Genomic DNA, 11,972 nt, shown 5'->3' on the forward strand with positions numbered 1-11,972 from the left:
CATATGGTGTGCGTCGATACTGGCGAAGTGATTGAGTTCTTTGATGCCGAGATTGAGAAGCGCCAGAAAGAGATCGTGCGTGAGCATGGTTTTGAGATGGTTGATCACAATCTCGTGTTGTACGTACGCAAAAAGCGTTAATCGCTGTTAGCGGTGCGTATATAAAAGCGCCGCGTCCTGCATAAGGGTGCGGCGTTTTTGTTTATGGCTGTTTAAGCGTTTGCCGCGCTGCTAACCATCTTGCGGGCATGGGCCAAGGATTCTTCTGTCAGGTCAACGCCACCCAGCATTCGCGCCACTTCTTCAACACGTCCTGCGCTGTCCAGAGTCGCCACGGCGGTATGGGTTTCGCCATCGCCGCGTGCCTTGTGCACGAATAAATGTTGATGGCCCTGCGCTGCTACCTGCGGCAAGTGGGTGACGGTCAGTACCTGACCGCGCTCGCCAAGGCGGCGCAGCAGTTGGCCGACCACTTCGGCAGTAGGGCCGCCAATACCCACATCCACTTCGTCAAATACCAGCGTGGGTACGCGCGAGGTTTGCGCGGTAATTACTTGAATGGCCAGGCTGATCCGCGACAGCTCACCACCCGAGGCTACTTTGGCCAGGGCTTTGAGCGGCTGGCCAGGGTTGGCACTGACCAAAAACTCCACCTGCTCCAGGCCTTGCGGATGCGGGTCTGTGACGTTGGAGTTGTGCAGTTCGATCGTGAAACGTCCGCCCGGCATGCCTAGGCGCTGCATTTCCACTTCAACGGCGCGGGCCAGGTTGCTGGCGGCGCCATGGCGCAGAACACTCAGCTCTTGAGCCTTTTCTTGATAGTGGCGGGCGTAGGCGGTCAGCTCTTCGTTCAGGCGCTCGGTGGCTCGGTCGTCGGCGTTAAGGCTCTCCAGCTCGTCAAATAGCCGTTGCTGCGTGGCGGCCAGTTCGCTCGGCAAAATGCGGTGTTTGCGTGCGAGGGTATAGATGGCGTCCAGGCGCTCCTCAAGCAGTTGCAGGCGCTCGGGGTCCGCGTCGAAGTGGTCGAGGAAACGGTTGAGTTCGCCGATGGCTTCTTCTACTTGGATCTGCGCGCTGGCCAGCAAGTTGACCGCTTCACCCAGCGAGCCGGGCTGGCTGCGGAAATTGCTCAGGCGCCCGACGCTGCTGGTCAAGGCTGACAATACGTTGCCGCCATCGCTTTCGCTGCATTGCTCAATCACCAGGCGACAGGCACTCAGCAGGCCTTCGGCGTTGGTCAGGGTTTTGTGTTCCTGCTCTAACTGTTCCAGCTCGTTGTCGCCGAGGCCGAGGTTGTCCAGTTCCTCCAGCTGATAGCTAAGCAACTGGTGGCGGGCACGTTGTTCGTCGCCGGCGCTGGAAAGGCGCTCTAGCTCATTTCGGGTTTGCTTCCAGCGCTGCGCGGCGAGTTGCACTTGGCGCGCCAGTTCCTGGCTGCCGGCGTATTCGTCGAGCAGGCGGCGATGGGTTTCCGGTTTAAGCAGCGATTGATGTTCGTGCTGGTTGTGGATGTCGATTAACAGTTCGCCAATGGCTTTTAAATCGCCTTGAGGGCAGGGCGAGCCATTGATATAGCCGCGCGAGCGACCTTCGGCGGTGATGACGCGGCGCAGGATGCAGGGGCCGTCGTTATCCAGATCGCGCTCGGCCAGCCAGGCCTTGGCTTCGGGGATATCCGCCAGATCGAAGCTGGCGAGGATATCGGCTTTATCAGCGCCGGGGCGCACGACACCACTGTCGGCGCGGTCGCCCAAGGTAAGGCCCAGGGCATCGAGCATGATTGATTTGCCGGCCCCGGTTTCGCCGGTGATAACGCTCATTCCGCCATTTAGCTCGAGGTCGAGGTGCTCGACGATGGCGTAGTTGTGTACAGAGAGATGTACCAGCATGGCGGAGGCTCCAGGCGAAAGTCTGGTTATTTATACAGTGTTTCTTTTGCGCCTGACAATCCTCCTTTGCTCTTGAATCGTCAGATTCCGGCCCCATATATGCGGCACAAGCGTGAGTTGAGGCTCGCGAATCAAACAGCTAGAGCTCGCGAGCGAATAGATAGGAGAACCAAATGGCCGACGAACAGACCCAGAATTCCCAGAATCCAGATATCGAAACCGCCGCTGAGGCTACGAGCGAAGACCTGGCAACCCGCGTGCAAACGCTGGAAGAACAGCTGGCCGCCGCTCAGGATCAAGCGTTGCGCGTTGCCGCGGATATGCAGAACGTGCGTCGCCGCGCCGAGCAGGATATTGAGAAGGCGCACAAGTTCGCCCTGGAAAAATTCGCCAATGACCTGCTGCCAGTGGTCGACAGCCTTGAGCGCGGCCTGGAGTTGTCCAACCCTAACGACGAAGCCATCAAGGCCGTGCGTGAAGGTATTGAACTGACCCTCAAGCTGTTCCAGGACACCCTCAAGCGTTACAACCTCGAAGCCATCGACCCGCACGGCGCGCCGTTCAATGCCGAGCACCATCAGGCGATGGCGATGCAAGAAAGCACCAGCGTTGAGCCCAATAGCGTGCTCAAGGTGTTCCAGAAAGGTTACCTGCTCAATGGCCGCCTGCTGCGCCCAGCGATGGTCGTTGTCAGCAAGGCGCCAGCCGAGCCGCAACCTTCGATTGATGAGCAGGCTTGAAATCCGCCGTAAGGCCCCCATCTATTAGTCAAGCGTTTAAGTGCTACCGCAGTTAGCCACCACTGCTGCGGCAACCAAATTCAAGTTTCAGGAGAGCAAAACATGGGCAGAATTATCGGTATCGACCTGGGGACCACCAACTCCTGCGTCTCGATCCTCGAAAACGGCGCGGTCAAGGTGCTGGAAAACGCCGAAGGCGCGCGTACCACTCCCTCGATCATTGCCTACACCAACGATGGCGAAATCCTTGTTGGTCAATCGGCCAAGCGTCAAGCGGTCACCAACCCGCACAACACTCTTTACGCAGTAAAGCGTCTGATCGGTCGTCGTTTTGAAGAAAACGTCGTACAGAAAGATATCCAGATGGTGCCGTACAAAATCGTCAAAGCCGATAACGGCGACGCTTGGGTAGAAGTGAAGGGCCAGAAAATGGCACCTCCGCAAATTTCTGCCGAAGTGCTGAAAAAGATGAAGAAAACCGCCGAAGACTACCTCGGCGAGCCAGTGACCGAAGCGGTAATCACCGTGCCGGCCTACTTCAACGACAGCCAGCGTCAAGCCACTAAAGACGCCGGCCGCATTGCCGGTCTGGAAGTTAAGCGCATCATCAACGAACCGACCGCAGCTGCTCTGGCTTACGGTATGGACAAGGCCAAGGGCGATCACACTGTGATCGTTTATGACCTCGGTGGCGGTACCTTCGATATTTCGGTTATCGAAATTGCCGAAGTTGATGGCGAGCACCAGTTTGAAGTGTTGGCCACCAACGGTGACACCTTCCTCGGTGGTGAAGACTTCGACATTCGCCTGATCGACTACCTCGTCGACGAGTTCAAGAAAGAAAGCGGCATCAACCTCAAAGGTGATCCGTTGGCGATGCAGCGTCTGAAAGAGGCGGCTGAAAAAGCCAAAATCGAGCTGTCTTCTGCTCAGCAGACCGACGTCAACCTGCCGTACATCACTGCAGATGCCAGCGGTCCTAAGCATTTGAACGTGAAGATCTCCCGCGCCAAGCTGGAGTCGCTGGTGGAAGACCTGGTGCAGCGCACCATCGAGCCTTGCCGTATCGCGCTGAAAGATGCCGGCATCGACGTTGGCGCGATCCACGACGTGATCCTGGTCGGTGGTCAGACCCGTATGCCGTTGGTGCAGAAGCTGGTTACCGAGTTCTTCGGTAAAGAAGCACGCAAAGATGTGAACCCGGACGAAGCAGTAGCCATGGGCGCTGCGATTCAGGGTGCGGTACTGGCTGGCGACGTGAAAGACGTATTGCTTCTGGACGTTAGTCCGCTGACCCTGGGTATCGAAACCATGGGTGGCGTGATGACCGCGCTGATCGAGAAAAACACCACGATTCCTACCAAGAAGTCGCAAGTGTTCTCGACTGCCGATGACAACCAAGGTGCAGTAACCATCCACGTGCTGCAGGGCGAGCGTAAGCAAGCCGCGCAGAACAAGTCGCTGGGCAAGTTCGATTTGGCCGAGATTCCGCCAGCTCCACGTGGCGTGCCACAGATCGAAGTGACCTTCGACATCGACGCCAACGGTATCCTGCACGTGTCGGCGAAAGACAAGGCCACTGGCAAGCAGCAGTCCATCGTGATCAAGGCTAACTCCGGTCTGTCCGAGGAAGAAATCGAACAAATGGTCCGTGATGCCGAGGCTAACGCTGAGGAAGACCGCAAGTTCGAAGAGCTGGCCGGTGCTCGTAACCAAGGCGACGCCTTGGTGCACGCGACCCGTAAAATGATCACCGAAGCGGGCGACAAGGCCACTGCGGACGAGAAAGCGGCAATCGAAAAAGCGTTGGGCGAATTGGAAGTGGCCATCAAAGGCGACAGCAAAGAAACCATCGACGCTAAAGTAGCTGCTCTGTCCGAAGCGACTGCTCCACTGGCGCAGAAAATGTATGCCGAGCAGCCTCAGGCTGGCGAAGCTGCACCGGGCCAGGAAGAGCCGAAAGGCGGCGCCGACGATGTCGTTGATGCCGAGTTCGAAGAGGTTAAGGAAAACAAGTAAGCGTCCATTTGCTTGCTCTCCAACTTGGCTAGCCCTAGTGCTGGCCAGGTGTTATCCGCCACGCGGGAGCTTGCTCCCGCGTTGGCGTGTCTGGAGAAGCCGATTTAAGAGTGTTGAAGAATTATGGCTAAGCGTGACTTTTACGAAGTGCTGGGTGTTGAGCGGGGCGCCAGCGAAGCGGAGCTGAAAAAGGCTTACCGCCGCCTGGCGATGAAGCATCACCCGGACCGCAACCCTGGCGACAAAGAGGCAGAAGAGCGCTTTAAAGAGGCCAATGAGGCCTATGAAGTGTTGTCTGATGCCAACAAGCGCGCGGCATTTGACCAGTACGGTCATGCTGGCGTCGACCCGAGTATGGGCGGCGGCGGTGCTGGCGGTGCCGGTTTTGGCGGCGCAAATTTCTCCGATATTTTCGGCGACGTATTCAGCGATTTCTTCGGTGGTGCCCGCGGCGGTTCGCGCGGCGGTGCCCAGCGCGGCAGTGACCTGCGTTACACCCTGGAGCTGGATCTGGAAGAGGCGGTGCGCGGCACCACCGTAACCATCCGCGTGCCAACGCTGGTCAATTGCAAAACCTGCGATGGCTCGGGCGCGAAAAAGGGTACTAGCCCGGTTACCTGTACGACCTGTGGCGGTATCGGCCAGGTACGTATGCAGCAAGGCTTCTTCTCGGTGCAGCAAACCTGCCCGCGTTGCCACGGCAACGGCAAGATGATCGCTGACCCGTGCGGCACCTGCCATGGCCATGGCCGTGTGGAAGAGCACAAAACTCTGTCGGTAAAAGTGCCACCAGGCGTGGACACAGGTGATCGCATTCGTCTGTCTGGCGAAGGCGAGGCGGGCGCCATGGGCGGCCCGGCTGGCGACCTGTACGTGGTGGTGAATGTGCGCGAGCACTCGATCTTCCAGCGTGACGGCAAGCACCTGTACTGCGATGTGCCAATCAGCTTTGCTGATGCCGCGCTGGGTGGTGAGCTCGAAGTGCCTACCCTGGATGGCCGCGTTAAGCTGAAAATCCCCGAAGGCACTCAGACCGGCAAACTGTTCCGTTTGCGCGGCAAGGGCGTAGCTCCGGTGCGTGGCGGCGGTGCTGGCGACCTGATGTGCCGTGTGGCGGTAGAAACGCCGGTGAATCTCGACAAGCGGCAGCGTGAATTGCTGGAAGAATTCCGCAAGTCGCTGGCCACTGACGACAGTCACTCGCCCAAGGCCAGTGGTTGGTTCGAAGGCGTGAAGCGCTTCTTCGGGGACGTGTAAACAGGGCCGAGCGTAGCGCCTCGCGCGCTTCGTTGGCTGCAAGTTATTAGCTGGGAGCGGGATGTATGCGACGTATAGCCGTAGTGGGCGCCGCCGGGCGTATGGGCAAAACCCTGATCGAGGCGATTCAGCAGGCTGAGGGCTCTAAGCTGACGGCGGCGGTTGATCGTCCAGATAGCAGCTTGATTGGCGCGGATGTCGGTGAGTTGGCTGGTCTTGGCAAATTAGGCGTGCAGTTGGCGGGCAATCTGGCCGATGTGGTCGACCAATTTGATGTGCTGATCGACTTCACGCACCCAACAGTGACGCTTAAAAATCTCGACGTCTGCCGCAAGGCGGGCAAAGCCATGGTGATCGGTACCACTGGCTTCAGCGTTGAAGAAAAACAACTGCTGGCCCAGGTTGGCAAGGAAATCCCGATCGTGTTTGCCGCCAACTTTAGTGTCGGCGTAAACCTCTGTCTCAAATTGCTCGATACCGCGGCACGGGTATTGGGCGATGACGTGGATATCGAGATTCTTGAGGCGCACCACCGGCACAAAGTTGATGCACCCTCCGGCACTGCTGTGCGCATGGGCGAAGTAGTCGCTAAGGCGCTGGGGCGTGATCTGGAAAAAGTGGCCGTTTACGGTCGCGAAGGCCAGACCGGTGCCCGTCAACGCGAGACCATTGGTTTCGCTACCGTGCGTGCGGGTGATGTGGTTGGCGACCATACCGTGCTGTTTGCCGCAGACGGTGAACGCGTGGAAATCACCCATAAAGCCTCTAGTCGGATGACTTTTGCTCGGGGTGCAGTGCGTTCAGCATTGTGGCTCGATGGCAAGGCTGCCGGGCTTTACGACATGCAGGATGTATTGGATCTGCACTGAGACAACCAAACGGTTGATATCTCGGGTAGACCAAAAATGCCTTTTTCTGTAAGCTACAGCTTTAGTGTGTCCACTAAAAGCGCGCAGTTAACTTGAAAAAGTGATTCTAAAAAAAGCGGGGTGACGTGTCTAAACGTCATCCCGCTTTTTTACAACCTGCGTATGCCCTGTCAGGCTTGATTTACGGGAGGTCTTCTTGACTAAGCCAGCCATACTCGCCCTTGCTGATGGCAGCATTTTTCGCGGCGAAGCCATCGGAATCGACGGTCAAACCGTCGGAGAGGTGGTGTTCAATACTGCTATGACCGGCTATCAGGAAATCCTTACCGATCCTTCCTATGCCCAACAAATCGTTACCCTGACTTATCCGCATATCGGCAACACCGGCACCACGCCGGAAGATGCTGAGTCCAACCGCGTCTGGTCTGCCGGCCTGGTCATTCGCGATCTGCCTCTGGTGGCCAGCAACTGGCGTAACACCATGTCGCTGTCGGATTACCTGAAAGCCAACAACGTGGTGGCTATCGCTGGTATCGACACCCGTCGCCTGACCCGCATTCTGCGTGAGAAAGGCGCTCAGAACGGCTGCATTCTGGCCGGTGACAACATCACCGACGAACAAGCGCTAGCCGCTGCGCGTGGTTTCCCAGGGCTTAAAGGTATGGACCTGGCCAAAGTGGTCAGCTCCACCGAGCGCTACGAGTGGCGTCACAGTGTCTGGAACCTGAAGACCGACAGCCACCCGGAAATCGCTGCCAGCGAATTGCCGCACCACGTGGTGGCGTTCGACTACGGCGTGAAACTCAACATCCTGCGCATGCTGGTCGAGCGCGGCTGCCGCGTCACCGTGGTGCCAGCGCAAACCCCAGCCAGCGAAGTGTTGGCCTTGCAGCCGGACGGCGTATTCCTGTCCAACGGTCCAGGCGATCCCGAACCGTGCGACTACGCCATTCAGGCGATCAAAGACGTGCTGGAAACCGAGATCCCAGTATTCGGTATCTGCCTTGGCCACCAACTGCTGGCTCTGGCCTCCGGCGCCAAGACCGTGAAAATGGGCCATGGCCACCACGGTGCTAACCACCCGGTGCAAGACCTCGATACGGGCGTGGTGATGATCACCAGCCAGAACCACGGTTTCGCCGTGGACGAGGCGACCCTGCCGGCTAACCTGCGTGCTACCCATAAGTCGCTGTTCGACGGCACCCTGCAAGGTATCGAGCGCACCGACAAAGTGGCCTTCAGCTTCCAGGGTCACCCTGAAGCCAGCCCGGGCCCGCTCGACGTAGCGCCTCTGTTCGACCGATTCATCGAAGCCATGGCCGCGCGCCGTTAAGCCTGCCGACTGACCAAAGGATTCGAGAGTAGAAAATGCCAAAACGTACAGACATCAAAAGTATCCTGATCCTCGGCGCCGGCCCCATTGTCATCGGCCAGGCCTGTGAGTTCGACTACTCTGGCGCCCAGGCCTGTAAAGCCCTGCGCGAAGAGGGTTACCGGGTCATCCTGGTGAACTCCAACCCAGCGACCATCATGACCGACCCGGCCATGGCCGACGCCACTTACATCGAGCCGATCAAGTGGCAGACCGTTGCCAAGATCATCGAGAAAGAACGCCCCGACGCCCTGCTGCCAACCATGGGCGGCCAGACCGCGCTGAACTGCGCACTGGATTTGGAGCGCCACGGCGTTCTGGAAAAATTCGGCGTGGAAATGATCGGCGCCAATGCCGATACCATCGACAAAGCCGAAGACCGTTCGCGCTTTGACAAGGCTATGAAAGACATCGGCCTGGCGTGCCCGCGTTCCGGCATCGCCCACAGTATGGAAGAGGCGAATGCGGTACTCGAGAAGCTCGGCTTCCCGTGCATCATCCGTCCGTCCTTCACCATGGGCGGCACCGGTGGCGGTATCGCATACAACCGTGAAGAGTTCGAAGAAATCTGCGCCCGTGGTCTGGACCTGTCGCCGACCAAAGAGCTGCTGATCGACGAATCGCTGATCGGCTGGAAAGAGTACGAGATGGAAGTGGTCCGCGACAAAAAGGACAACTGCATCATCGTTTGCTCCATCGAGAACTTTGACCCGATGGGCGTGCATACCGGTGACTCGATCACCGTGGCACCGGCACAGACGCTGACCGACAAGGAATACCAGATTCTGCGTAACGCCTCCCTGGCGGTACTGCGTGAAATCGGCGTGGAAACTGGCGGCTCGAACGTGCAGTTCGGCATCTGCCCGGAAACCGGCCGCATGGTAGTGATCGAGATGAACCCGCGGGTTTCTCGTTCTTCTGCTCTGGCCTCGAAAGCTACCGGCTTCCCGATTGCCAAAGTTGCCGCCAAGCTGGCCGTGGGTTACACCCTCGACGAACTGCAGAACGACATCACCGGCGGCAAAACCCCGGCTTCGTTCGAGCCGGCGATCGACTACGTCGTCACCAAGATTCCGCGTTTTGCCTTCGAAAAATTCCCTAAAGCTGACGCCCGCCTGACCACTCAGATGAAGTCGGTTGGTGAAGTGATGGCCATCGGTCGTACCTTCCAGGAGTCCCTGCAGAAAGCCCTGCGCGGTCTGGAAGTAGGCGTTAACGGTTTTGATCCGAAGCTGGATCTGACCAACCCGGAAGCCAAGGGCGTGCTTAAGCGCGAACTGACCGTGCCGGGCGCCGAGCGCATCTGGTACGTGGCTGACGCCTTCCGTGCCGGCATGAGCTGCGACGATATCTACGCCTTGACCATGATCGACCACTGGTTCCTGGTGCAGATCGAAGACCTGATCAAAGACGAAGAGCGCATCAAAACCCTGGGCCTGTCGTCCATCGACCGCGATGTGATGTACAAGCTCAAACGCAAAGGTTTCTCCGATGCGCGCCTGGCCAAACTGCTGGGGGTGACCGAGAAGAATCTGCGTAGTCACCGTCACAAACTGAAGGTGCTGCCGGTCTACAAGCGCGTCGACACCTGCGCTGCCGAGTTCGCCACCGACACCGCCTATATGTATTCGACCTACGAGGAAGAGTGCGAGGCCAACCCGTCAACCCGCGACAAGATCATGATCTTGGGCGGTGGCCCGAACCGTATCGGCCAAGGCATCGAGTTCGACTACTGCTGCGTGCACGCAGCGCTGGCGATGCGCGACGATGGTTACGAAACCATCATGGTCAACTGCAACCCGGAAACCGTTTCCACTGACTACGACACCTCGGACCGCCTGTACTTTGAGTCGGTAACCCTGGAAGACGTGCTGGAAATCGTCCGCGTTGAGCAGCCTAAAGGCGTCATCGTGCAGTACGGCGGCCAGACCCCACTGAAACTGGCTCGCGCCTTGGAAGAAGCTGGCGTGCCGATCATCGGTACTTCGCCTGATGCCATCGACCGCGCTGAAGACCGTGAACGCTTCCAACAGATGGTTGAGCGTCTGAACTTGCGTCAGCCGCCAAACGCCACCGTGCGCAGCGAAGACGAAGCCATTCGCGCCGCCAACAAGATCGGTTACCCGCTGGTGGTGCGTCCGTCCTATGTGCTGGGCGGCCGGGCGATGGAGATCGTCTACGAAGAAGACGAGCTCAAGCGCTACCTGCGTGAAGCGGTGCAGGTGTCTAACGACAGCCCTGTGTTGCTCGATCACTTCCTCAACTGCGCGATCGAAGTCGATATCGACGCAGTGTGCGACGGCGAAACCGTGGTAATCGGCGCGATCATGCAGCACATCGAACAAGCGGGCGTGCACTCCGGTGACTCCGCATGCTCCCTGCCGCCGTACTCGCTGCCAGCACACATCCAAAACGAGATCCGCGAACAGGTCAAGAAAATGGCCTTGGAGCTCGGCGTGGTCGGCCTGATGAACGTGCAAATGGCCGTGCAGGGCGAGGACATCTTCGTTATCGAAGTGAACCCACGTGCTTCGCGTACCGTGCCGTTCGTGTCCAAGTGCATCGGTGTTTCCCTGGCTATGATCGCCGCGCGCGTGATGGCCGGTAAAACCCTGAAGGAAGTGGGTTTGACCGAAGAGATCATTCCGAACTTCTACAGTGTGAAAGAAGCGGTGTTCCCCTTCGCCAAGTTCCCAGGCGTTGACCCGATCCTCGGCCCAGAAATGAAGTCGACCGGTGAAGTGATGGGCGTAGGCGATACCTTCGGTGAGGCGTTCGCCAAAGCCCAAATGGGCGCCAGCGAAATTCTGCCTACCGGTGGCACCGCGTTTATTAGCGTGCGTGACGATGACAAGCCTTTGGTTGCTGGTGTCGCTCGCGACCTCATCAGCCTGGGCTTTGAGATTGTTGCTACCGCCGGCACCGCCAAGCTGATTGAAGCGGCTGGCCTGAAAGTTCGCCGCGTGAACAAGGTGACCGAGGGGCGTCCGCACGTGGTCGACATGATCAAAAATGACGAAGTCACCCTGATCATCAACACCACCGAAGGCCGTCAGTCGATCGCTGACTCTTACTCCATCCGCCGTAACGCGCTGCAGCACAAGATTTACTGCACCACCACCATTGCAGCGGGCGAGGCTATCTGTGAAGCGCTTAAGTTCGGTCCTGAAAAAACCGTACGCCGCTTGCAGGATCTGCATGCAGGATTGAAGGCATGATCAAGTACCCAATGACCGTTCAGGGCGCACGCGCCCTGGAAGAAGAACACGCCCATTTGACCAAGGTCGTGCGTCCGAAGCTCAGCCAGGACATCGGCACGGCCCGCGAATTGGGTGACCTCAAAGAAAACGCCGAATACCACGCAGCGCGCGAGCAGCAAGGTATGGTTGAGGCGCGTATCCGCGATATCGAAGGTCGCCTGCAAAACGCGCAGATCATTGATGTCACGGCTATCACCCCGACAGGCAAAGTGATTTTCGGCACCACGGTAGAGATCGCTAACGTTGAAACTGACGAGCGCGTGACCTATCAGATCGTTGGTGAAGACGAAGCTGACATCAAGCTCGGCAAAATCTCTGTCGGTTCGCCCATTGCTCGTGCCTTGATTGCCAAGGAAGAGGGTGATGTGGTGACCGTGCGCACGCCTAGCGGCGTGATTGAGTACGAGATCGTCGAGGTTCGTCATATCTAAGCGTCAGCCAGTCGATATCGGTGCAGTGGCCTGGCGGCTGGTCCAGACGTTCTGGGTTGGTGGTTTGTGGTTGCTGCATTTCGTGATGCTGCCGGCGCTTGAGCGCATTGGCATAGCGCCGATGCTGGTTGAGGA

General features: G+C 58.2%; 9 protein-coding genes and 1 pseudogene. 9 read left to right on the top strand and 1 reads right to left on the bottom strand.

What is annotated here, in order from left to right:
- Nucleotides 1-141: transcriptional repressor (locus tag AAAB16_RS09285; RefSeq protein WP_340663084.1), on the top strand; the 141-nt coding region annotated here is incomplete at its 5' end.
- Nucleotides 142-212: 71 nt separating this feature from the next.
- On the opposite strand, the gene recN is transcribed toward AAAB16_RS09285, so the two are convergent.
- On the bottom strand, nucleotides 213-1,889 hold the full coding sequence (gene recN / locus AAAB16_RS09290; protein WP_340663079.1) for a DNA repair protein RecN: 1,677 nt from the start codon (nucleotides 1,887-1,889) through the stop codon (nucleotides 213-215).
- Between the two features lie 173 nt (nucleotides 1,890-2,062).
- Between recN and grpE the strand changes: the two genes are divergently transcribed.
- The 8 genes and pseudogenes from grpE to AAAB16_RS09330 form a co-directional block, all read left to right on the top strand.
- A complete protein-coding gene (gene grpE / locus AAAB16_RS09295; protein ID WP_340663080.1) occupies nucleotides 2,063-2,629 on the top strand; it encodes a nucleotide exchange factor GrpE in 567 nt (188 codons plus the stop codon).
- A gap of 102 nt (nucleotides 2,630-2,731) precedes the next feature.
- On the top strand, nucleotides 2,732-4,648 hold the full coding sequence (gene dnaK, locus AAAB16_RS09300) for a molecular chaperone DnaK (protein ID WP_110616979.1): 1,917 nt from the start codon (nucleotides 2,732-2,734) through the stop codon (nucleotides 4,646-4,648).
- A 123-nt stretch (nucleotides 4,649-4,771) separates the two neighbouring features.
- Complete coding sequence (gene dnaJ, locus AAAB16_RS09305) at nucleotides 4,772-5,905, top strand: molecular chaperone DnaJ (RefSeq protein WP_108098221.1); 1,134 nt, start codon at nucleotides 4,772-4,774, stop codon at nucleotides 5,903-5,905.
- A gap of 65 nt (nucleotides 5,906-5,970) precedes the next feature.
- A complete protein-coding gene (dapB, locus tag AAAB16_RS09310; protein WP_340663081.1) occupies nucleotides 5,971-6,774 on the top strand; it encodes a 4-hydroxy-tetrahydrodipicolinate reductase in 804 nt (267 codons plus the stop codon).
- 196 nt (nucleotides 6,775-6,970) lie between these two features.
- Nucleotides 6,971-8,107, top strand: a complete 1,137-nt coding sequence (carA, locus tag AAAB16_RS09315) for a glutamine-hydrolyzing carbamoyl-phosphate synthase small subunit (protein WP_340663082.1) — start codon at nucleotides 6,971-6,973, stop codon at nucleotides 8,105-8,107.
- Nucleotides 8,108-8,142: 35 nt separating this feature from the next.
- The gene (gene carB / locus AAAB16_RS09320; RefSeq protein WP_110616976.1) at nucleotides 8,143-11,364 is read left to right on the top strand and encodes a carbamoyl-phosphate synthase large subunit; all 3,222 of its coding nucleotides are present in this window, start codon (nucleotides 8,143-8,145) and stop codon (nucleotides 11,362-11,364) included.
- Entirely contained in the window at nucleotides 11,361-11,837 is a 477-nt protein-coding gene (gene greA / locus AAAB16_RS09325) for a transcription elongation factor GreA (RefSeq protein ID WP_340663083.1), read from the top strand. Before carB ends, greA begins: the two co-directional genes overlap by 4 nt.
- Nucleotides 11,803-11,972: pseudogene (locus tag AAAB16_RS09330) on the top strand (DUF4149 domain-containing protein); the annotation flags it as partial. The gene greA and the pseudogene AAAB16_RS09330, both read left to right, overlap by 35 nt.

The organism is Pseudomonas sp. (assembly GCF_037994325.1).
Lineage (GTDB): Bacteria > Pseudomonadota > Gammaproteobacteria > Pseudomonadales > Pseudomonadaceae > Aquipseudomonas.